The following is a 21,644-nucleotide window of genomic DNA, read 5'->3' on the forward strand; positions in this document are numbered from 1 at the left end:
AAGGTGGGGAATTCACGACGGCGTCGTGGGTTGGAAAATGCGTGTCCAGCCAGGCGGACCAGCGACCGGCGCGGTGGATCAGGTCCGCGCGATAACGTGCGTTGTGACGCGGGGTCCGGGAGTGGTAGTTCGCCGCGCGCGTCCACAGGTCGCCCGCGTCGTTGCGAAGATGTGCGCGGATACGCCAGGCCGCCAGGAGGTAGGGATAGCATCCGGGTGCGGCGACGTCGCGCGCCGAAATGCCGAAGCGCGACAGCTCGCGCAGGTAGGCGGTATTGAACTGCAATGAGCCGACATCATAGGTGCCGTTCTCGTTGCGGACCCATTGCCCGGGTTTGCCGGCTTCTTTCTCGGCAACGGCGAGAAGCAGATTGGTCGGAACGTCGTACGCCAGCGAAGCGGCGAGCGAGCACGCGACCATCTCCTGCCGTTGCGGCGGGATGTCGGGCAGTGTATCGATCACGGCGGGTACCCTTCGCGACGTTCCGCCACATCCGTCCCCGGGCGTGCTGCACCGGCCGAACCGAAGACGCTGCCACCGCGACGCATCGCGTCCGCACCGCGGGACACGCCAAACGGATCGGACCCCGGAGCGACATGGAAGGGATCGCCCATACTGCTGCCGGACGCCGCCGAGCGGTGCACCGCGTCCATCACGGACCCGGTGCGGGCGCCCGCTGTGACGCCCATACCGCCATCCGGACCGGCGCCAGGCATCCGTCCGGTCGCCGCCGCGATGGCCGCGCCGCCGCCGGTGGCGATCGCGCTGCCGATCACGCTCGCGGAACCCGCGAGCACACCGAGCTGCGAACCGGTCACCATCGTGTAGAAGAACAGCGGGATGCGGACGGAAAGCACGAGCACCAGGACCGATACGGCGAGCATCATCCCAAGGAAAAAGAACTGCGGATCCGCGGAATTCATGCTGACTGTCGAGATCCGGTCGATGACGCGGTGACCACCTGCGCCGAGCAGGCCGAGCACCAGAACGGTGATGCCGACAGCCAGTGCATGTTTGTAATAGCTCACGGCAAGTTGCGAGGTCCAACGCGCCCCGCCGAACCCAAGGAGGAAGATGCCCGCGTAGCCAAGCAGCCATGCCATGACCAGCGCCACCAGGAACTGCGCGCCGACGATGGTGAGCAGGACGAGAATCAGGACCGCGATTCCGCCTGCGAGAATCTGGTCGGGGTCGCTGCCGGTCCGGGTAGCGTCGAGAGTGCTGAAATAAGTCGCCAGCCCACGCGCGACGAAGCCGTCGGCATGGCGTCCGTACGTAACGCGCCCAAGGTCGTTCTCCATCTCGAAGAAGGAATCGACGATGTCGGCGATAAATCCGCCGCCACCCTCCCCGTCACTGGCGTTGATGAGCAACCAGTAGAACGTGCCGGTCACGATCATGAAGCGGATGAGTTCGATCAGCACTTCGCCGAGATCCTGCCGGAGGATGAGCATCCCCATGGTCCAGACCAGGCTCATCACCGCGAGCGACCAGAACAGCGTCTTCGCGGCTTCAAAGACCTGCGTTATGTCGAAGGCCTTCGCGATCGCGCCCTCCGCGGACGTGACCAGCTTGCCCGGCTCGATGTCCTGGCCAACGGCCACGGCGGATGCGAACAGGAAAAGAACACCCAGAAGGACGGGAATGCGGCGCGGAGACGACATGATGTACCTGAAGGATCGAGGGGTGAGCGGCGCCATGGCGCCGCGTCATGGTCAGAGCATGGGAAGCGGACGGCTCGCCGCGCTCGCCGCCTTGTCGAGGCCTTCGCGCAGATGTTTGCCCGTTGCGATGGCGCGAGCCTCCTTGTCGGCGGCAGCCTGGGATTCGGCCGCGCGCGCAGATTCCGAGGCCAGCATCATCGAACGGATCTCGAGCATCTGGTTGGCCTGTGAACCGGCGATGGCGTTGGCGACCTGAAGCTGGCGGGCGTGGCCTTTGACTTCTTTATTCATGCCTGCAAGATCCTTGAGCGCTTGCGCATCGTCCGCAATGCGGTCCTGCTCCAGATCGAGGCTCTTCACCAGCGCGTTGTTGGCCGCCTTGCGCGCACGCGATCCTTCGAAGCCGGCGTCCACCGCCTCTTTGTCGCCCGACCGCCCGTAATAACTGGCCGCATCGCCGAAATGGGCCGCGTAAGCATCGCTTTTTCCGTGCTCGTGAATTTCCTTCAAAAGTTCCTGTATCGGCCGGGGTACGGGAATGATCTCCCCGTTTCCACCCTTGTTTATGATCAGGGTGAAGTCCAGATCCGCGTCGATCTCGGTGTTGATGATCGAGTTGTTCGACGTAATCGCGGTCGAGTTATCGATGTTATGTGTCGACTCGTCGATCTTCGTCGTCGATTTATCGATGTTGTTCGTGTAGTAATTGATCGTTCCGCTGTCGTTCCTCGTCAACGTCTTCTGAATCTTCTTGAGCTGAAGGCTCTGCATGGCATTCATCACAAGGTTCGCCACGTCGATGACTGGCACGCCGGCCGAGGCGGTACCTGTGCATCCCGCCGCCGCAACCATGACGACGGCGATCGCAAGCTTTCTGTGTCCTCTCATTGGACTTCCTCTCCTTTGGGTTGGGTTGACGCTCAGTAATCGAACGGTTTGTACGCCTGCCTGAAGGTCAGGTCCTTCACCGCCATCACGTTGAACCGGTAGCCCGGCCGGATCTTCAGCTCCGGCGCGTAACTCATGTTCTTGTCGATCATCTTCGAAGCCACCTCACCTACCTGGCGGGCCAGGCTCTCCCGCATCATCACGGCGCTGGAGGAACCGAACGGGTCATCCCCGGGCCTGATACTCGACGATGTGAGCCCTGTCGCGATGCCCGACATGAGGATGGCGGAGGCGAACATGCGTGCGTAGTGGCGGTCCACCTTGTCGCTGAAGCCGGCGTATCCCGCCGAGTCGACACCTTCCATCGCACCGATATCCAACGCCTTGCCGTCCGGGAACACGATTCGCTGCCAGGCCACCAGCACCCGCGACTGACCCTCGATGACTTTATGGTTGTAGCGTCCGACCAGGCGCGACCCCTGCGGCACCAGACGATGGCGGCCGGTGGGCGTGTCGAAGACGTCCTGACTGACCTGGGCAATGATCTGGCCCGGAAGTTCGGAGTTGATACCCGAGATCATCGTCGCCGGAATGACCGATCCGGCACGCAGTTCGAATGCCGTACGCGGCGCTTCCATACCCGAGTCGAGCAGCCAGCGATCCGCACCGGCCGCGCGCGCGCTGGACCCGTCGAACGCGCTGTAGTCGCCCTCCGCATGTACCGGAATGCGCGTATCCCGCTCGCGGGCTTCCTGCGCTTCCGCCTCACGCGCCTTGTCGGCTTCGTTTTCCTTGACCGGCGCGACCTCGGGTGCCGCGGGTTTGGTCAGGCCGGTACGTGCATGCATGGCGCTCTGGAACAGTTTCATGCGCTCCTTGGCCATCGCGTCGTCGGCCACGCCGTTGCCGGCGCTCCGGTCAGGCACCGGCGGTGCATCCGGGTCCGCGACGCGCGCGACGGGAAACGACACGGTTTGCTCGTCGGCGCCCGGCACCAGTCCGCCCGTCGCTCCACCCGCCAGCATCTGCTCGAGAAGCTGGCTGTTCTCGGGAAGCGCACCCGCCGCGGGCGGAGGATCCTCCTCCTTCTTCTGCCCGCGCTGGGCCGCGACCAGAGTGACGAGAATGACGAACACGACCATGACGCCGCCAATGATCAGCAGCGGTACGTTATTCACGCGCCGGACGCCCGCAGGCTTACCGGACGCGGCCGGCGGTGACGAAGCCTCGCCGTCCGCATCACCGGGTTCGGGCATGGGAGTCTCCATCCGCTGGCTCACCCACGCCGCTCGATGACGATCTTGCGTTGCGCCATGCCGACGCCCGCCACCAGAACGGCTTTCTTGAACAGCGTATCGACGATGTAACGCCCGTCCTGCAGGCGGTAATTGACCATCACCTCTTCATCCTTCCGGAACAGGCTGCCGCTCTCGCGCACGACAAGGAGCGTGGGCGCCTCCCCTTGCGAGAACGTCGAAGGCATCTCGATGATCGTCTTCACGCCGTCGTTGTAGACGCGCGCGGGCTTGAACGGCGCATTGCCACTGACCCGGTAGCCGAAGTCCAGGTCGCCCAGGTATTCCTTCTTTTCCCCGACCGCTGGCTTCACGGCCTGCGTGGCCGCGGCCTGGCGTTTCATCGCCGCCCATTTGGCGTCCACGGAAGCCGGGTAGGAGAAGGCCACACGTGGCATGTATTCCGTACGGTGCGAGCGCAGACGCAGGTGATACGTGCGCCGGTCGGTCGTCACCATGAGCGATGTCTCCAGCCCGACGTCGAGCGGTTTGATCACCAGATGCTGGACGGAGGTCGCGCCTGCGCCCGACAGCGCAGGCTCGACCAGCCAGCGTACCGCGTCGCCGAGGTTCACCGAGCTCACCTGCTCGCCCGGCTCGAGTTCGACGTCGCAGACCTGCATGACGGCGCAGACGATGCTCGGCTGCGACTGGCCGAACAGAAAGCGTACGCTCCCGTCGGGTCCCGCCACCGGCTTGACGGAGGCGGACGTGCTAGCGATCCACTTTCGGGAGATGTCGAGCCCGGCCTTCTCCTGCGCGGTCAGCTTCGGGTTGTCCGCGGAAAAGAACTGGTTGGCGAGATCCGTCTCGGTGGTGGCCATGGCAAGGCTCGGTACGAGCCACGCCAGTGCGGCGAGAGTAGCTGCTGTTTTCATGTCGTGCCCGTCAGAACTGCTTGGACCAGGAGTAGTCCGAGATATAAATACCCAGCGGATTGAGGCGCAGTTGCTCCTCGTTGATATCGCTTGCGATCGGCCTCGTCTCGACGTTGAGCAGCGCACGCATGCGATACGGCTTGCCCTGTACATCGCCCCTGCGTGAGCGCTGCGTTTCGATCCAGTCCACCTGCCAGGTCGTCGCGGTCTGCGGGATCGCGGAGACGATCTCGACGTTCACGGTCTGCTTTTCCGCTCGCTTGAACGGGTTGGTTTCCGGATTGCCGTTGAGCCACGCCGTCATTTTCCGCGTCGACGCGCTTCCGGCATTCATCAGCGCATACACCTTGAAGATAGCCCGGCGTTGCATCGCGATATCCGGCGTCACCGTGCGCGCGTTGACGATGAACTCCGCGACCGAGGCGCGAATCACGCGCTGATCGATCTTCGCGGCCTTGTCGGCGGGCGCCACGGACATCGCTTCGCCCAGCTTGTTCACTTCGATCACGTACGGAACGAACTTCGACTGGCTGCCGATATAGACCACCCCGCCGACGGCGGCGAGGACGATCAGCAGGCTGATCAGCGCCACCGCCTGCCACAGCGTGCGCGACGCGATCAGGCTGCCGACGTGGGAATTCCAGGTACGACGCGCGTTGAGATACGGATGGGCAAGCCCTGTCGCCGTGGTGGGACGGAGGCTCCCCACTCTTTTTCCCTGTTTCATGAGATGACTCCGTAGTCCTCGAGACGCAGACCTTTGAGCTCCAGCCACGGGTGTACCCAGGCATCGCCGTGACGACTTTCCAGCGTGCGGATGGTCGCGATGGATTCACGATCGGTGTGGCCGATGAAGGCCAGCGCGAGCGGACCGAGTGCGAGGTCGTAGAGGCGACGCCCCTTGTCCGACATGTAGTAGTAATGCCGCTTCTGTACGGCGGTCGCGAGGATCTCGATCTGCCGGGTGTTCAGACCCATGCGCCGGTAGAGTGCCGTCGCGTCATCGTCCCGGGCGAAGGGATTGGGCAGGAAGATTCTGGTCGCCGTCGATTCGACGATGACGTCGAGGATTCCGGAGTTCGCGGCATCGGACAGGCTTTGCGTCGCCATGATCACGATGCAGTTGGACTTGCGCAGCACCTTGAGCCACTCGCGGATCTTGGCCCGGAATACCGGATGCCCAAGCATCAGCCATGCCTCGTCGAGAATGATCGCCGCGGGCTGCCCGGTCAGCGATGTCTCGATGCGCCGGAACAGATAAAGCAGCACCGGCAGCACGAACTTGTCGCCGAGGTTCAGCAGGTCCTCGATCTCGAACACCGCGAAATCGGACAGGCGGAGGCCGTCCTGGGCGGCATCGAGCAAGTGCCCCATGGCGCCGTCCGCCGTATATATCCTCAGGGCTTCACGAATGGCTTCGTCCTGAATCATCAGCACGAACTCCGACAGCGTGGTCGCACCCGAGCGGTGCATGGCGGTGAGCGCGTTGCCGATCTCGTTTCTCTGTGCCGGCGTGGTCTGAACGCCGTTCAAGGCCAGCATGCTGTCGATCCACTCCATGGCCCACGCCCGGTCCGACTTGGTCGTCAGGAACTGCAGGGGACAGAAGGCCAGCGTCTCGTCGTCACCGCCCACATCGAAGTGCAGCCCGCCGCATGCCCTGGCCAGTGGATACAGTGACAGGCCCTTGTCGAAGCAGTAGAGCGACATGCCGCGATAACGGCGCAGCTGTGCCGCGATCAGGCCGAGGTGAGTCGACTTACCGGAACCCGTCGGACCGAACAGAAAGGTGTGGCCCAGATCGTTGACATGCAGATTGAGGCGAAACGGCGTCGCCCCCTGCGTCACGCATTGCATCAGCGGCGGCGACGATGGCGGATACATCGGGCACGGGGCTTCCGCCTGCCCCGTCCATATCGTGGACGACGGCAACAGGTCGGCGAGGTTCAGCGTATTGATCTGCGGCCGGCGCACGTTCTCCACGCCGTGTCCCGGCATGCTGCCGAGTAGGGCATCCATCGTGTTGACGGTCTCGACGCGCGCCGCGAAACCGCGCGCATTGATCGCCTTCTCGACCTGGCGCACCGAGCGCTCCAGTCTGGACCGGTCGTCGTCGGACACGACGACCACGCTGGTGTAGTAACCCTGCGCGACGAGCCCGCTGTTGATCTCCGCGATCGCCGCCTCGGCGTCGTGCATCATCGACAGCGCGTCGTAGTTCACGGAGCCGGTGCTGGTCTGAAAGATCTGGTCGAAGAAGCCACGCACCTTCTGTCGCCACTTCTTGCGGAACTTCTCCATTTCGCGAAGGGCTTCGTGCGGGTCCATGAATATGAAGCGGTTGGACCAGCGGTAGGCACTCGGCAGTTCGGCCAGCGAGGCCAGGATCCCGGGATAGGATTCCAGCGGAAATCCCTCGATCGCCACCACCTGCACGAACCGCCGGCCGATACGCGGCGCCACGCCCGCCCAGATTTCCTGACCGCCGACCAGCGCGTCCACGTAGACCGGATTGGCCGGCAGCGCGATCGGATGATCCAGGCCTGTCACGCAGTACTGCAGCCAGCGCAGGAAGTCGTCATGGACTTCCTCCCGCCCTTCCTCGGTGGTATGCCGGTTGCCCTTGAGCCGATCCATGCGGAAGACGCCGGACAGGCGGCTCTCGAAGCTGCGGCACTCCCGCTGGAAGTCGGCGATGAGGCTATAGGTACGCTCCGCCTTTCCCGCCACTTCGGTGTCGTCGTCGAACATCATCTCGACGAACTTTCGCTGGGCTACCTGCGGCGGGAACCAGGTGAGGGTCATCACCAGATAGCCCTCGTACGTCGTTCCCAGACTGCGGAACAGACGCCGCCGTTCTTCGTCGATGGCGGCGGATACCGGGTCCGGGAACGCCGAACGGCCGGCGTCCGCATAGTCCTGCGCGGGGCGCCGGACGGCGTCCACGTGCAACATCCAGCCGTTGCCCAGACGCGACAAGGCCTGATTGACCCGCATGGAAACCGCTTCGCGCTGCTCGTCGGTGCTGCTGGCCGCGTCGTCGCCCGTGAACACCCACGCCGCCATCAGCGCACCGTTCTTGCACACGATCACACCATCGTCGACCACGGCCGCGTAGTTGAGCAGGTCCGACACGGCCTGCCCGTGCGGGCGGTAATGGTTGAGCCTGGGCTCCGCATCCAGACGCCGGATGCGCAGCAACAGCAGGGTGACGAGGATGGCGACCACGATCGCCATCCCCGCGATGATCCACACCATCATCGGTACTGCGCCTCCTCGGCCGGTCCGTTCGTACGGAACGGCGTCGAACGCGGGGGGTAGTACTCCCGATAGCGGCGTTGCCGCAGGTAGACCTTGCGCATCTTGGGGTCGGCTTTGGCCATCAGGCGGAAGGCGTACAAGGCCCCGAACCACAACAACGTACCGAAGACGCCCGCTTTCATCTCCTGCGCTGAAAAAATGAGTGCAGCGGCGGTAAGCCCGCTGAACATGACCAGTTCGCGGTCTCCTCCCAGCACCAGGTTGTCACGGTTTCCTGCGCGACGAATCGGGACGGTGCGGATCGCCATTACGCCACCGTTTCGCGGAGGTAAGTTCCCACGACTACGTCGACGCCTCTTTGGTACGGACCAACCCGCCCTACGCCCTGCGCTTTGGTTGCCCACTTGCCGCCCAGCATCGTGACGACCGAGCCCGCCTGGACGATGACCGCCACTACCAGAATGATGAAGACCATCGTCCGAAGGAAGCCACTGATCTCGCCTCCGAATATAAGCATGGCTCCGCAACCGATGATGCCGACCAGAGAGATCACGAACGGCACCGGACCGGTCATCGAATCATAGAAGACCTCCATACCTTTCTCGTACGGAAGCACATCCGTTTCGCCAGCGGCGAAGCAAGGTATCGCGTAGAGACACATTGCGAGCGATATCGCGACGATTGCGTACAACTTGCCGCGCATAGGTGCCCGGACTTCATTCGACATTGTTTCCTCCATATTCGAGTTAGAGATGACGCAGCACATAACGCCCATCCTCGTAGCCATCCACGGCAACGATTTCCTGGACGCGACGGCCGCTCGGGGTACGCGTGATGTGAACGAGCAAATGGACCGATTCGCCGATCAGCGGCTCGATCGGGCGTGGTGCATCCCGATGCATGCTGATGAGCATCGCCAGCCGCGACAGCCCGGCTCGCGCATCGTTGGCGTGCAGCGTGGCGGCGCCGCCTTCGTGGCCGGTGTTCCACGCCATCAGCAGATCGAGCGCCTCCGGCCCACGCACCTCGCCGACCAGGATGCGATCCGGGCGCATGCGTAACGAGGTGCGAAGCAACTGGGTCATGCCGACTTCGTACGAGGTGCGGTACTGCACGAAGTTCTCGGCGGCGCACTGGATCTCGCCGGTGTCCTCGATGATGAAGACGCGCTCGCGCTTATCGAGCTCGACCATCTCGCGGATGATGGCGTTGATCAGCGTCGTCTTGCCCGAACCGGTGCCGCCGATGACGAGGATGTTCCGGTGCAGGCGGATGGCGTCGAGCAGCACCTCGCGGTGCGCCGCTGACATCGCGCCGTCGGCAACGTACTGCGCCAGACTGAAGATCGACACCGCCTTCTTACGCAGTGCGAAGGTCGGCGCCGCCACGATGGGCGGCAATTGCGCGGCGAAGCGCGAACCGTCCAGCGGGAATTCGGACTCCAGCACCGGCTGTGCGCGCGTGATCTCCTTACCGTAATACCCGGCCGTGGTCTTGATGATCGCCTCCGACTGACTGGGGCGCATCGTGCCGATACAACGCATGCCCTCACCGAGGCGCTCCTGCCACAGGCGGTGATCGGCGTTGAGCATGATTTCAATGGTCTTCGGGTCGGCGAAGGCGCTGAGAAAGGAGTCGCCGAGATCCCGCATCAGTTTTTCGCGCGCCCGTTCGCGCAACACGGCGGAGTGACCGCCGGCATGTCCCTGTTCCATGGTGATGGTGTCGCTGGTGGCGTCGGGGCGACCCTCGTGGTCGCACCGCGACGCGGTTCTGTCTCGGGCGCGTTCCCTGCCCGTACCTCGGTTCGTTTCGTCAGGACGCGTTATCGCGGCTTGCGATCTCTGCCTCCTCTTCGCAGGGCGATCTCACCGCACGATGCAGGCCGTGCAAGGGCAGGCTTTCGAGCGACGATGGCAAGGCGATACGGCAGCCGCCGCCTGGCCAGCTGACGCGCAGGCGTGCTCCTGCCGGCGCACCGCGCGTGAAGATCTTGCTGCCCTGACCCACGACGCCCACCGCCTTTCCGCCTTCGTCGAAGACGGACGCACCAAAGGGCAATGGGGCGCCCCCGGGCTGGGTGGCGTGGATGAGCACCGCCTTCGCCTGCTCGGTCTCGTAGTCGAGCCGCGCGATCGCTCCCGCGCGTGGCGCCACCGCCTCACTCGTGCTGTGCAGATGAACGTCGTGCGACGCCCCGCGCGGGTCGATCGCGACGTGATTCAGCTGGTACGGTTGCAGCCCCCGGACCACCGCGTTGCCGTGGCGATCGAGACGTACGCCGCTGTGGCTCTCGATGCGCGCGCCCGCGGCTCCCGGCGCGTGAACGATGGCATTGGTTTCGCCCAGTTCCTGGGTGAACGTGATGCCGTCGCGGTGGGCCAGCACGGCGCCCGTCGCGCCCAGCGCATACTGGCTCGAGCCAGCGCCGGAGCGACTGACGCCCGCGCGGTAGACACCGGCGTAGCCACGATAGGCAAGGTTGGCCGAACCGGTGTTGCGCGCGGCCCGCCGGGGCGATTCGATACGGCTCGCCGCCAGCGCATAGGTCAGGTCGTCGTCGCCGGCGACCCTGCCGTTGATGTTCGCCGTCAGCGCGCCATCGCCTGCGTTGCTCCGGTTGTACGACAGCCCGACGTTCGGTGCCGCCGCCGCACGGCCCAGCGGCACGTTGAACGACACGTAGAGCACGGTGTCCGTGCCACCGCGCGGGCGGCCGCTGAAAACGCCGCCCAGTGCGCTGCCGACACGGGAGCGTTGCAATGACACGTTGTAGAAAGCCGAGCGCAACGAGCCCGCATATCCCAGGGTGTAATCGAGCCCCCGAGACCGACTCCCCCAGTAGTCGACGACGGAGCCGGTGAGGGAGAGCCGCCCCGTTCCCACGGTCTGGCCGAGGTTGGCGTCGAAGCGGCTGCGCTCACCGCCCACGGGGTCGCCCGTGATGCCACGTCGGAGACGCGAGCGCAGGCGGGCCGCGTCCGTCACACCCAGATAGTCGCGGGTGGAGAATCGATACGCGGCGACACCGAAGCTCGTACCCGTCGCGGCCAGCGTGCGGCTGTAGCGCAGCCGCGTGCTCAGCCCGCGATGTACGCGGCCGGAACGCGACGCGGCGCGCGAGCCGGTCACATCCAGCGCCACGGCGCCGAAGGGAAGATTCATCGCCGCGCCGATCAGGCCGGCGGCGTAACTGTTCGACAACGTACCTCCCGCGTACAGCGTGCTGTTGACGGTCGCGCCGTACTGCATCGTCGCCTGGGCGATGAACGGTGTTTCCGGGACGGACGCCTCGTCCACCTGCCCCGCCCAGAAGGCAAAGCGCGATGTGCCCTCGCGCAGCATCTGGGGTACGGCCGTATAGGGCACCAGCGACGTCTTCGTGCGGCCATCCGCTTCGGTCACGGTGACTTCGAGGTCGCTGCCGTAGCCCGTGGGGTAGAGGTCGTCGATCTCGAACGGACCGGGGGCCACCGTGCTGCTGTGGATGACGTAGCCGTTCTGGCGAACGGTGACCTGCGCATTGCCCTCGGCTACGCCGCGAATAACTGGCGCGTAGCCGCGCTGCGACGCGGGCAGCATGCGCTGATCGCTGGCGATGCCAAGCCCGCGGATGCGCACGCTGTCGAGAATGTCACCCGCGGTATAGGTTTCGCCGACGGTGAGCTGGGCGCGCAGATCGGTGAGGTCGTGTTGCGCATGCACCAGCGTGTTGCGCCATTGGCGTCGGCCGGCGGATACCGCCAGGCCCCCGTTGTGCCGGATACGCCAGCCACCGAGATTGACGCCCGCATTCACGCCGACGTAGCTGGCCGTCGACTGCCGCCCCTGCGTGCGTATGCGATAGGTGTTGGCGTTGTAGTTGAGCATCGCGGCGTTTTCGCCGGCGTCCCAGAGTTCGGGCGCGACATAGCCACGCGGCCGTGAGGCGAGAAAGGCCTGCGGCAAGGTCACGCGCAGGATCTGTTCGGATTCGTCGAAATCGACCGTCGCGCCCGGCACGATCGTGTCCAGCGTTCCGCAGGTCGCATCGTGTGCGGGTATGTCGCCGACACGGCGCGCTTCGAGTTTTTCCGTATCGAGCCCGAGACGCAGAAGCGTCGGCCGGTCGAAGCACGGCCTGGCGCTCTCGCTCCCCGCGATCTCACGGAAGACGATGTCGTAGGTGCCGGGCACCGGCTCGCCGTTGAGCAGGATGTGAGGCTGATAGACGCCGGGCAGCGTCACATTGCCCCGCTCGAAGCGGGACAGGTCGATCGCACCACCGGTGGAGTGGATGAAGTCGGGATTGAACGCGGCTTGCGGCGCACCCGGATAGAGGGCGGCCGCGTCCGCCGAGGCGCAACCGGCCAGCGCGAAGGCGACAGCAAGCGGCCGCCGGGGCAGCCGTGGGCGACGGACAGCGGTGATCATCGTGCGTCGATCGTCGTGCTGTGCGGCACGAAGCCGCCATAGTCGTTGATGCTCTGGTAACGCACGTCGACACGAGCCGCTTTCAGCGGCTTCGGCAGCGGCGGCGAGAGCGATGCGTGCGGAGCGATCGACAAGGGCTCCGCCTCCATGGTCTCGCTCCCGGAAACGAGGCGAAGCTCGTTGAGGCTGACGTGATAGTCACTGTGGTTGGTGACCGACAATATCCCGTCGCGCGACAAGCCCCACGACAGGTTCTCCGCGGCCGCGGCGGCCGAGCCCTTCAGGCCTTTGGGGCGATAAAACAGTTTGAGGCGGTAACGGAAAGCGAGCTGGATCGTATTGGCGTCACCGGTGCTCTCGGCCTTGGGTGGCACTTCGAGGACGTTGAGCCAGAACTGCGATTCACGATCGTCCGGCACCGTCCCTTCGGTGAACGAGATGCGGAGAGTTTGCGATTTGCCCGACTCGACGCGTGAGATAGGCGGAGTCAGGTTGAACGGCACGTCGACGTGCTCGGGCGTGGACCGCGCGTCACCGTCGTCGATCCATGCCTGGGCAAGCACGGGCAGCGTACCCTTGTTGGTCAGTTTGACGGCGATCTCCCTCTCGCCGGCCTGATAGACATAGCGTGTCGCATTCATGACCACGCCCGCCCCGGCGGGCATGGAGGCGAGCAGCAGCAGCGCGGCAAGCACACACGACGGCAAGCCGATATTCCATTTCATTGCGTGCATCCGGAGTCGTTCCTTCACGTAAACAGTGCGACCGCCGGCCAGGCCGGCGGTCGACTTCCTTCCTTAGTTCTCGAAGCGGACGGTGTAGGTCACCGAGCTGTTGGCGTCACCCGCCGTGATGTTTCCCGTGCGCTGGTACGAAGCCGAATAGGCCAGCAGAGCCTGGTTGCCGACGACGACTTCCTTGACGCCATCCTGCTTGTCGTTCCAGATGTCGATCGGCTGACCGTTCTTGTCGAACAGACGAATCTGCACACCCGTCGCGGCGCCGACGGTCTTCAGCGCGCCCGTGGCCGGATCCACCGTCGAGCCGGTATCGTAGCTCGCCCACACCTTCGTTCCATCCGCGCAGGTGGTTTCGCCGGCTTTACCAATGTAGATGCGGTAGCCCGTGTTACCCGAGGTATCGCCGACGTTGGCGAAGTCGGCCGCGTTGACCGCACCGATGTTGACGGTGAAGTCCGGGCCGTTGCCCGGCGCACCGCCGTCGACCGTGCAGGTGACGTTGGTGATGGAACCGGTGAACGTGACGGTGCCCGTCGAGGCGAATGCCGACGGAGCGGCGAGACCCGCGATGAGCAGCGCGGAAGTAATTGCTTTGAGGTTCATCCAATTAACCCTTTTCAGATCTTGAGAAACGGTCCCGACGGGACCGCCGGCCTGGGGAGACACGGGGTCACCCCGCGCATCACGCAGCCGAGCTCGACTACGCGAGCGCTCTGAGAAGTCTGTCGGATATCTCCGACATGGCATATGGAATAAAACTCAAAAATCCGATTTTTTTCGGATCTATCGTACGCCGGCGGCCTGGAATGGGCGCGATTCTCATGACACGACGTCTCACGACGTGTTAGGCGAACGACGCCATGTAGGAGCGCGCCCTGCGCGCGAAAAGCCAACGAAGCGCAGACGCGGTACACCTTCACCGCTCCGTTGGCTTTTCGCGCGCAAGGCGCGCTCCTACCGGATGACGTTGTTTATTGACCGATCTTGCGCAACGGCTTGCCGCTCATCAGGTTGCGTTCGATCTGCTCGAGGGTGACGCCCTTGGTCTCCGGCACCAGGAAGAAGGTGACGAAAATGAAGAGCGCATTGAGCGCCGCGTACAGCCAGAAGGTCTGGGCGTTGCCGATACCGCTGAGCAGGCTCAGGAACGTGGCACCGACGATCATGTTGGTGACCCAGTTGGTGAACGTCGACGCGGCGATACCGAAGTCGCGTCCCTTCAGGGGCTGGACTTCCGAACACAGCGTCCAGATCAGCGGGCCGGCGGACATCGCGAAGCCGACGATGAAGACCAGAAGCATGCCCACGGTGAAGAACTGCTCGCCGCGCGAGTTGATGCCCAGACCCATCATGGTTCCCACCACGCCCAGGCCCACCGCCATGATGGTGAAGCCGGCATACAGAATCGGCTTGCGGCCCAGCCGGTCGACGAAAGCGAAGGCGATCAGCGTAGCAAGAACATTCGTCAGGCCAACCGCCGCGGTGAACCACATCTGCGCGTGCGTGTCGTAACCCATGTCCTTGAAGATGCGCGGCGCGTAGTACATCACCACGTTCATACCAGTGAACTGCTGGACCGCCTGCAGGAGCACGCCCAGGCCGACGGAGCGACGAAAATTGGCGTTCTCCTTGAACATGCTCCAGCCGTGCTGCTTCGTCTTGAGCTGCTCGTCGATCGCCGCGATTTCCTTTTTGACCACCACCTCATCGCCGCGGAGTTTCGCGAGGACGATCTGCGCATCCTCACGACGACCGCGCATCAGCAGCCAGCGCGGGCTGTCGGGCAGGAAGAACAGGCCGATGAGAAAGAGCACGCCAGGCGCCGCGATGATGCCGAGCATCCAGCGCCAGTTACCGCTGGCGCTGAAGGCCGTGTCGGAAAGGAAGGCCAGCAGGATGCCCGTGGTGATCATCAGCTGGTAGGTGGAGATCATCGCGCCGCGAATCTTTTCCGGCGCTACTTCCGCAAGATACAGCGGCGCAGTGAAGGTGGCGACACCGATAGCGACGCCCAGGACCAGGCGAGCCACGATCAGGATCGCGGGCGACCATGCGACGGCGCAGAAGAGCGACCCGGCGATGAAAACGATACCCGCGAAGATCAGCGAGCGCTTGCGGCCCAGGGATGCCGACATCCAGCCGGCACCCAGCGCGCCGATCGCCGCGCCAGCCATCATCGAGCTGACGATCCATTCGATCATGTGATCGCTGACCTTGAACTCCGCCTGGATGAACTGCGTGGCGCCGGAGATCACGCCGATGTCGAGGCCGAACATGAGGCCGGCGAGCGCCGCGAGGATACAGGTCGTGACGATCGCCGCCTTGGGATGCGCGGCGGCGACCTCTTGCTGAATGGGGGCGTCCATGGGGTCGTTCCTTCAGGTATGTGAAACCTGAATTGGATGCCTCGACATGTGTTCGACCTGTATGCGTCGCGTCGCCTCTGGGTGAGACGTTATGCCGCGCTTCAGACCCATCCGCCGTCCACGATGAAGTTCTGTCCGGTACACATGCGGCTGTCGTCGGCCGCCAGAAAAAGGGCCGCCCGCGCCAGATCCTCGGGCATCAGGTGACCCGGCAGGCATTGCACGCGGCGAATCTCCTCCTCCCCCTCTTCGTCGAGCCACATCTCGCGCTGCTTGTCCGTGATGACCCAGCCCGGCACCAGACAGTTGATCCGGATACGATCGCGACCGAGTTCCCGGGCCATGCCATAGACGAAACCTTCGATGGCTGCCTTGGCGGTCGCGTACATGGGGTAGCCGGCGTTCTTCTTCATCCAGCCCGTCGAGCCGAGGCAGATCACCGAGCCACCGCCCAGGCTACGCATATCCGGCAGGATCGCCTGCGTGGCGAAGTACTGGTGTCGCAGGTTCGTGGCCATGCTGCGGTCGAATTCCTCCGGAGTGGTGTCCGAGATGTCATGGCGCACGTCGTTTGCCGCGTTGTTGACCAGCACGCCCACCGGGCCGAGGTCCGCGCGGACCGTGGCGATCGCTCCGCGGAGCGCCTCGACGTCCGACAGGTCGCAACGCAGGAAACGGGGCCGGTGGCGCGCACCGCCGAGGCGCTCCGCGAGCGCTTCGCCCGCATCGGCCGCCACGTCGAGGAAGGCGGTTTTCGCGCCCTGGGCCGCAAAGTGCTCGACGAACGAGGCACCGATGCCGCTGGCACCCCCGGTAATGACGACGGTACGATCGACGAGGCTGGGATACGTGGCGAACGAGGTCATGCGATGGCTCCATGGGCGAAAATCGATCCGCCGCGTATACCAGAGCTCACGCCGTTGTCGTGTATGTCTTTGCTCACGCAACAGAACGCCACTCAAACGCGGTGTTTTCGACAAGCGAGTCGGGGCATCGCCTGTGGTAGTTTCAAACAGTTGAATGAACTACGTACGTGGCTGCCTTGAACGACCGCATTCCTCCCGATTCGCCCGATGATCCCACCGTGACGACGCGCGACGCCGCGGAGTTGCTTGGCATTTCCGTGAGCACCGCTCAGAAATGGATCGAAGGGGGCGCACTGACCTCGTGGAAGACCCCCGGCGGTCATCGGCGCATGCGGCGCAGTGCCGTGCTGGCCCTGCTCGAGGAGCGCATGGCACCCCCGGGCGAGTCACCGTTGACCCTGCCGGAAGAGCTCCGTCCGGCGCGTCACCCCGATTATCCGGTTCCCGCGGACGAGGCACGACGTCTGCGCTCAGTGGCGCGCAGCGGGCTGCTCGACACCGCGCAGGATCCGGTCTTCGACCGTATCACCTGGCTGGCCTGCCAGATGACCGGTGCGCCCACGGCCGCGATTGCCCTGCTTACCTCGCGGCGGCAGTGGTTCAAGTCGCGCCAGGGTCTCGCCCCCGAGGAGACGCCGCGCGGCTGGGCGATCTGCAGTCATGCGATCCTGGGGGAGGACATTCTGGTGGTGGAAGACGCCTGTAGCGATGAGCGTTTCCAGCGCAACCCGCTGGTGACGGGCGACCCGCATATCCGCTTTTACGCCGGCCACCCGCTGCACGCGCCGGATGGCCAGGTGCTGGGCACCCTGTGTGTCTTCGGCGACGTGCCCCGTGGCCTCAGCGAGCTCGAAGCCAACGGTCTTCGTGCACTGGCCGCCATCGCGGAAGACGAAATCCGGCTGCACATGATCGAGCACGGCAGGCGCTGGCATCAGCCCCCGGGCGACACCCAGGGGTCGTAACTGCCGAAGTACCAGAGATGACCTTCGGGGTCGCGGGCCGAATAACCCGCCCCGCCGTATTCCTTCTCTTCGTACTCGTTCACGATGTGGGCACCGGCGGCTTTCGCCGTTTCGTAGTGCGCGCGGACATCGCGCACCGTCACGCAGGCGCACTGGGTCTGGCGCCCGCCCACCTCGTCCGGCTGAACCATGTGCTTGCTGAAAGCCGTGTCATCCCGTGCCGAACCCAGCATTACCATGCCGCCGCCATAGGTCAGCTGGGCATGATCGACGACGTCCTGGTCCTCGGCGTTGACATAGACGGCCTGTTTCTCGAAGCCGAACGCCTTGCAGAGGAAGTCGATCGCCTCGAGGGCGTCGCGGTAGCGCAGGCAGGGAATGATCGTGCTGTGCATGGCGCGGTCTCCGGTCCGGGACGCCTACCGTAACGCCGCGCCCCGGGTCACGCCAGTTCGGCCACCGCGCGACGGACGTTGTCGATACCGCCCGCCTGCTGGGTCGTCGCCACCGCCACATCGGAGACGCGCTCGAGCAGGGTACCGACATTGCTGAGGATGTCGCGCATCGCCGCACCGGCCTCCCCGCTGCGCTCGCTGCCTTCGCGGACGCGCTCGAGCGTCCCGTCGATAAGCGCACGAATGTCGCGAGCCGACTCGGCGCTCTGCTGGGACAGCATGCGTACTTCGTTGGCCACCACCGCGAAGCCACGGCCATGGACCCCGGAGCGCGCCGCTTCGATGGATGCGTTGAGCGCCAGAATGTTGGTCTGGAAGGCGATCGAATCGATCATCGCGACGATGTCGGAGATGTCACGTGCGCCACTCTGGATCGCGGACATGGTGGAGATCACCGCGTCGACCATCGCACCCCCGTCCACCGCCGAGCGGCTGGCCGCGTTGGCCAGGTTGTTGGTGACCCGGGCTTGCTCCGCGATCGCCGGCACGGTGTCGGCCAGTTCGGAGAGCGACGCGTGCAGGGTGCGCGCGGCACGCGTCTGCGCGGTGACGTCGGTGGCGTACTTGACCACCTTGAAGGGTCGGCCGGCCATGTCGAAGATCGGGTTGTAACTGCCCTGTATCCACACTTCGCGACCGCGATGGTCGACCCGGCGATATAGCCCCGAGTCGTATTCGCCACGACCCAGTTTCTGCCAGAAAGCGAGGTAGTCGGAGCCTTCGCGATCGGCCTGATCGACGAACATGCGGTGGTGCCTGCCGATGACGTCGGCACGCTCGTACCCCATGGTGGCGAGGAAATTATCGTTCGCCTCGAGGATGATGCCCTCCAGGGAGAAGCTGATCACGGCCTGCGCCTTGTCGATGGCTGCCAGCCGGCCTTCCATGTCGGCGGCGCGCAGGCGTTGCTCCGTGACGTCGGTGGCGAACTTGACGACTTTGACCGGTCGGCCGAACGCGTTGAGCACCGGGTTGTAGCTCGCCTGGATCCAGACCTCACGGCCGTCCTTGCCGCGACGGCGGTACAGGCCCATGTCGGGCTCGCCGGAGCCGAGGCGCTTCCAGAACGCGGCGTATTCCGGTGAGGCGGCGTCCTCCGGGTCCACGAAGATGCGGTGGTGGCGACCCACGATCTCGGTGCCCTGGGCGTAACCCATGGCATCGAGAAAGTTGCGGTTCGCCTTGAGAATGGTGCCGTCCAGGGCGAACTCGATAACCGCCTGAGTCCGGTCGAGCGCCTCCAGCTTGGCGTGCGCGCACGCATCCGTTTTCACGAACATCCGGCGAACGCCGGAAAACACTCCGATGGCCATGATGACGGTTCTCCCCTGTTGAGCTTCAGACCGTCGTTATCGACGATCCGGGGGGTGCCCTGAACGCCCGCTGCCGGAAACGCGCAGCGATTCGCCGAGGCCGCCTATTCCACGGCGCCGATGCCCAGCTCGCGGGCGTCCGTACGCCCCCGGTCGTCGACCACGCGGACGAGGAATCGCCCGGTGCGATCGGGGGCCCACATCAGGCTCTGGCCGCTCGGGACGCTGCCCAGGTAAGCGTCGTCGACGAACCAGTACAGCATGCGCGACGCGCCGTCCGCCGTCGCCGTGAACGCCACGCGCTCCGTACCCAGGCGGGAGACCCGGATCTGGTAGGTGCTGCCCTTCAGGGGCGAGGTGATTCTGGGCGGATCGCCAACCAGCTGGCCGCCGCCCTGGCAGTCCGGCAGCGGGGGCGGTGTCCGCCGCGCCAGACCCGCCTGGGCGAAGACGCGAGCCAGATCCGACGGCCAGTACTCATACACCTCGGTACGCGTGCGTTGCGGGTCGTACGGCGGACACGCCGGCTGACCCGTCGCCGTGTCGATGACCACCGGACGGTGCACGGTACTCACGCGGATCGGCGACTTGCCGGGAATGAACCAGGTGCTGCCCACCTGCGGGCACCAGGCGTTGGGCAGGTCGCCGCTGGCCAGGCAGATCGGCACGCGGCGCAGGTTCGGCGGGTTGCGCCGGACGGGCTCGGCGAGGCGTGGCCGTTCCGCGCGCAGGGCATCGGCAATGCGGAAGAACAGCGGTGCCGCGGCGTCCACGCCGACGAAAGCCGGATTGCCCACCCCGTCGAAATTGCCGATCCAGACGACCAGCACGTAGGGCCCGAAGGTGCCCGCGGTCCATGCATCGCGGAAGCTCCATGACGTCCCGGTCTTCCAGTAGATGGGCAGGCGCGAGGGTTGCGCGGCGACCGCGTCGTCAGGGCGCGGGTTCTGCCGCAGCATGTCCATGACCATGAAGCTGGCCTCCTCGCTCAGCACACGCGAGCCTTGCGTACGTGGCTGGGTGGCGAGCGTGCGCAGTGGCCGCAGTTCGCCGCGGTTGGCCAGCATGGCGTAGAGACCGCCCAGTTCCTGCATGGTGACTTCACCGCCGCCGAGGACCAGAGCGAGGCCGTAATGTTTCTCGCTGGCCATGCGCGAGATGCCGGCATCGTGCAGGAACTGATAGAGGTTGGGGCTGGCCAGCTTCGCGGCGATCTGCACGGCGGGAATGTTGCGGCTGCGGATCAGCGCCTGGGTGGCGGTCACCGGGCCCAGAAAGCGACCGTCGAAGTTTTCCGGTGTATAGGGACCGAACGCTGACGGCACGTCACGTAACACCGTTTCCGGATGCAGCAGGCCCTGATCGAAACCCAGCGCATAGATGAAAGGCTTCAGGGTGGATCCGGGCGAGCGTTTTGCCTGCGTGCCGTTGACCTGGCCCTGGATGGAGGAATCGAAATAGTCGGCGGAGCCGACCATCGCCTTGATCCCCATGTCGCGCGTGTCGATCAGGATCGCCGCGGCATTTTTTATACCGCGATCGCCACCGTGCTCGACGTACTGGCGAACCTGAAGCTCGAGGCTGTGCTGAAGTCCGAGATCCAGCGTGGTGACCACGCGCATGTCGTCGCCACCATCGAGGCGACGCTCGGCGAGTACCTGCTCGACAAAATGCGGCGCCTCGAAAGGCAGCCGGGACAGCGGGCGAAGGCTCAGCGGCAGGGCGAAGAGCGGTCGCGCGGCGACATCCTGCGGGCGCTTCGCCACCCAACGCGCGAACAGCCGGTCGCGCGACTGCTTCAGCGCCCTGTCGATCACCGTGGCCCCGCCGACCGTGCCGGGCACACCGCGCGACGGTTCCTGCGGAATGACCGCGAGGGTCAACGCTTCGGGCAAGGTGAGTCGTGCGGGTGGCTTGCCGAAGTACGCGAGACTGGCCGCGCCGACGCCTTCCACGTTGCGGCCGTAAGGCGCGGCATTGAGGTATGCCTCGAGAATGTCGTGTTTGGAGTACCGCAGTTCCAGCTGCATCGCCCGCGCGGCCTGCACCAGTTTGCCGCCGGGGCTGCGCGTATCCAGATGCCAGATCAGCCGCGCCAGCTGCATGGTGATGGTGGAACCACCCTGGGGATTGCCGTGACGTACGTAGGTGACCCATGCGCCGCGCGCGAGGCCCCAGGCGCTGACGCCCGGATGCCAGCGGAACCAGCGGTCTTCGTGCAGCAGGACGCCGTCGACGAGTTGCGGCGAGATGTCCTGCAAGGGAACCCAGAGCCGGTAACGGTCGTCGCTGGCGAGGGTAAGCCGGAGCAGCCGGCCGTCGGCGTCGTAGACGGCGGTCGATGAGGGGAGCCAGGCGCGCAGGGGCTCGTGGGGCCAGAGGCGACACGCCACGGGGACGATCGCGATGAGCAGCAACGCCACGAGGGCGTTATGCCATGGGATCCGGGCGAGGCGCTTGAGAAGGTTCATCAGGACGTGGGCACGACGGGAGGGTGACGGGGCCCGTTATCGCCAGCAGGGCTGGCGACCCGGTGTAC

Annotated in this window: 18 protein-coding genes and 1 pseudogene; 1 reads left to right on the top strand and 18 read right to left on the bottom strand. The window is 65.0% G+C overall.

Annotated elements, in window-relative coordinates:
• Positions 1-19: 19 nt before the first annotated feature.
• The 15 genes and pseudogenes from FA87_RS18225 to FA87_RS18295 all read right to left on the bottom strand — a co-directional run.
• Positions 20-451 (bottom strand): annotated as a pseudogene (locus FA87_RS18225) (hypothetical protein); the annotation flags it as partial.
• 8 nt (positions 452-459) lie between these two features.
• The gene (gene trbL, locus FA87_RS18230) at positions 460-1,665 is read right to left on the bottom strand and encodes a P-type conjugative transfer protein TrbL (protein WP_043696542.1); all 1,206 of its coding nucleotides are present in this window, start codon (positions 1,663-1,665) and stop codon (positions 460-462) included.
• 51 nt (positions 1,666-1,716) lie between these two features.
• Positions 1,717-2,475 carry a hypothetical protein gene (locus FA87_RS18235; RefSeq protein WP_156128592.1) on the bottom strand — a complete coding sequence of 253 codons (759 nt, stop codon included), beginning with the start codon at positions 2,473-2,475 and terminating at the stop codon, positions 1,717-1,719.
• A gap of 110 nt (positions 2,476-2,585) precedes the next feature.
• A complete protein-coding gene (locus tag FA87_RS18240) occupies positions 2,586-3,809 on the bottom strand; it encodes a TrbI/VirB10 family protein (RefSeq protein ID WP_043696548.1) in 1,224 nt (407 codons plus the stop codon).
• A 20-nt stretch (positions 3,810-3,829) separates the two neighbouring features.
• Positions 3,830-4,726, bottom strand: coding sequence for a P-type conjugative transfer protein TrbG (gene trbG / locus FA87_RS18245; RefSeq protein WP_052191437.1), 897 nt, complete (start codon positions 4,724-4,726; stop codon positions 3,830-3,832).
• A 10-nt stretch (positions 4,727-4,736) separates the two neighbouring features.
• Entirely contained in the window at positions 4,737-5,453 is a 717-nt protein-coding gene (locus FA87_RS18250) for a VirB8/TrbF family protein (protein WP_052191438.1), read from the bottom strand.
• On the bottom strand, positions 5,450-7,987 hold the full coding sequence (locus FA87_RS18255; protein ID WP_043696553.1) for a VirB4 family type IV secretion/conjugal transfer ATPase: 2,538 nt from the start codon (positions 7,985-7,987) through the stop codon (positions 5,450-5,452). The genes FA87_RS18250 and FA87_RS18255 overlap by 4 nt, the downstream gene beginning before the upstream one ends.
• Positions 7,984-8,295, bottom strand: a complete 312-nt coding sequence (locus FA87_RS18260; protein WP_043696555.1) for a conjugal transfer protein TrbD — start codon at positions 8,293-8,295, stop codon at positions 7,984-7,986. The genes FA87_RS18255 and FA87_RS18260 overlap by 4 nt, the downstream gene beginning before the upstream one ends.
• Positions 8,295-8,714 (bottom strand): TrbC/VirB2 family protein, encoded by a 420-nt coding sequence (locus FA87_RS18265; protein WP_197062445.1) that lies wholly within the window; start codon positions 8,712-8,714, stop codon positions 8,295-8,297. Before FA87_RS18265 ends, FA87_RS18260 begins: the two co-directional genes overlap by 1 nt.
• Before the next feature lie 19 nt (positions 8,715-8,733).
• Positions 8,734-9,702: a P-type conjugative transfer ATPase TrbB gene (trbB, locus tag FA87_RS18270; protein ID WP_043696558.1), complete on the bottom strand. Its 969-nt coding sequence runs from the start codon at positions 9,700-9,702 to the stop codon at positions 8,734-8,736.
• A gap of 100 nt (positions 9,703-9,802) precedes the next feature.
• Positions 9,803-12,400 (bottom strand): fimbria/pilus outer membrane usher protein, encoded by a 2,598-nt coding sequence (locus FA87_RS18275; RefSeq protein WP_043696559.1) that lies wholly within the window; start codon positions 12,398-12,400, stop codon positions 9,803-9,805.
• Positions 12,397-13,125 carry a fimbria/pilus periplasmic chaperone gene (locus FA87_RS18280; RefSeq protein WP_043696562.1) on the bottom strand — a complete coding sequence of 243 codons (729 nt, stop codon included), beginning with the start codon at positions 13,123-13,125 and terminating at the stop codon, positions 12,397-12,399. Before FA87_RS18280 ends, FA87_RS18275 begins: the two co-directional genes overlap by 4 nt.
• Positions 13,126-13,197: 72 nt before the next feature.
• Entirely contained in the window at positions 13,198-13,743 is a 546-nt protein-coding gene (locus tag FA87_RS18285) for a fimbrial protein (protein ID WP_036109336.1), read from the bottom strand.
• 368 nt (positions 13,744-14,111) lie between these two features.
• Entirely contained in the window at positions 14,112-15,506 is a 1,395-nt protein-coding gene (locus tag FA87_RS18290) for a sugar porter family MFS transporter (protein WP_043696565.1), read from the bottom strand.
• A 101-nt stretch (positions 15,507-15,607) separates the two neighbouring features.
• Positions 15,608-16,372 (bottom strand): SDR family oxidoreductase, encoded by a 765-nt coding sequence (locus FA87_RS18295; RefSeq protein WP_036109326.1) that lies wholly within the window; start codon positions 16,370-16,372, stop codon positions 15,608-15,610.
• A 167-nt stretch (positions 16,373-16,539) separates the two neighbouring features.
• Between FA87_RS18295 and FA87_RS18300 the strand changes: the two genes are divergently transcribed.
• Positions 16,540-17,337: a GAF domain-containing protein gene (locus FA87_RS18300; RefSeq protein ID WP_197062446.1), complete on the top strand. Its 798-nt coding sequence runs from the start codon at positions 16,540-16,542 to the stop codon at positions 17,335-17,337.
• Here FA87_RS18300 and FA87_RS18305 read toward each other — a convergent pair.
• The 3 genes from FA87_RS18305 to pbpC form a co-directional block, all read right to left on the bottom strand.
• Positions 17,307-17,732, bottom strand: a complete 426-nt coding sequence (locus tag FA87_RS18305) for a VOC family protein (protein WP_036109324.1) — start codon at positions 17,730-17,732, stop codon at positions 17,307-17,309. The genes FA87_RS18300 and FA87_RS18305 overlap by 31 nt on opposite strands.
• A gap of 47 nt (positions 17,733-17,779) precedes the next feature.
• Positions 17,780-19,105, bottom strand: coding sequence for a PAS domain-containing methyl-accepting chemotaxis protein (locus FA87_RS18310; protein WP_197062447.1), 1,326 nt, complete (start codon positions 19,103-19,105; stop codon positions 17,780-17,782).
• A 104-nt stretch (positions 19,106-19,209) separates the two neighbouring features.
• Positions 19,210-21,576, bottom strand: coding sequence for a penicillin-binding protein 1C (gene pbpC, locus FA87_RS18315; protein WP_043696568.1), 2,367 nt, complete (start codon positions 21,574-21,576; stop codon positions 19,210-19,212).
• Positions 21,577-21,644 lie beyond the last annotated feature (68 nt).

This window comes from Luteibacter sp. 9133 (assembly GCF_000800155.1).
In the GTDB taxonomy this organism is placed as follows: domain Bacteria; phylum Pseudomonadota; class Gammaproteobacteria; order Xanthomonadales; family Rhodanobacteraceae; genus Luteibacter; species Luteibacter mycovicinus.

Bases quoted from the DNA above. Each gene is read 5' to 3' on its own strand.
- trbL (WP_043696542.1), bottom strand. From the start codon at position 1,665: ATGTCGTCTCCGCGCCGCATTCCCGTCCTTCTGGGTGTTCTTTTCCTG.
- FA87_RS18240 (WP_043696548.1), bottom strand. From the start codon at position 3,809: ATGCCCGAACCCGGTGATGCGGACGGCGAGGCTTCGTCACCGCCGGCC.
- trbG (WP_052191437.1), bottom strand. From the start codon at position 4,726: ATGAAAACAGCAGCTACTCTCGCCGCACTGGCGTGGCTCGTACCGAGC.
- FA87_RS18250 (WP_052191438.1), bottom strand. From the start codon at position 5,453: ATGAAACAGGGAAAAAGAGTGGGGAGCCTCCGTCCCACCACGGCGACA.
- FA87_RS18255 (WP_043696553.1), bottom strand. From the start codon at position 7,987: ATGATGGTGTGGATCATCGCGGGGATGGCGATCGTGGTCGCCATCCTC.
- FA87_RS18260 (WP_043696555.1), bottom strand. From the start codon at position 8,295: ATGGCGATCCGCACCGTCCCGATTCGTCGCGCAGGAAACCGTGACAAC.
- FA87_RS18265 (WP_197062445.1), bottom strand. From the start codon at position 8,714: ATGTCGAATGAAGTCCGGGCACCTATGCGCGGCAAGTTGTACGCAATC.
- trbB (WP_043696558.1), bottom strand. From the start codon at position 9,702: ATGGAACAGGGACATGCCGGCGGTCACTCCGCCGTGTTGCGCGAACGG.
- FA87_RS18275 (WP_043696559.1), bottom strand. From the start codon at position 12,400: ATGATCACCGCTGTCCGTCGCCCACGGCTGCCCCGGCGGCCGCTTGCT.
- FA87_RS18280 (WP_043696562.1), bottom strand. From the start codon at position 13,125: ATGAAATGGAATATCGGCTTGCCGTCGTGTGTGCTTGCCGCGCTGCTG.
- FA87_RS18285 (WP_036109336.1), bottom strand. From the start codon at position 13,743: ATGAACCTCAAAGCAATTACTTCCGCGCTGCTCATCGCGGGTCTCGCC.
- FA87_RS18290 (WP_043696565.1), bottom strand. From the start codon at position 15,506: ATGGACGCCCCCATTCAGCAAGAGGTCGCCGCCGCGCATCCCAAGGCG.
- FA87_RS18295 (WP_036109326.1), bottom strand. From the start codon at position 16,372: ATGACCTCGTTCGCCACGTATCCCAGCCTCGTCGATCGTACCGTCGTC.
- FA87_RS18305 (WP_036109324.1), bottom strand. From the start codon at position 17,732: ATGCACAGCACGATCATTCCCTGCCTGCGCTACCGCGACGCCCTCGAG.
- FA87_RS18310 (WP_197062447.1), bottom strand. From the start codon at position 19,105: ATGGCCATCGGAGTGTTTTCCGGCGTTCGCCGGATGTTCGTGAAAACG.
- pbpC (WP_043696568.1), bottom strand. From the start codon at position 21,576: ATGAACCTTCTCAAGCGCCTCGCCCGGATCCCATGGCATAACGCCCTC.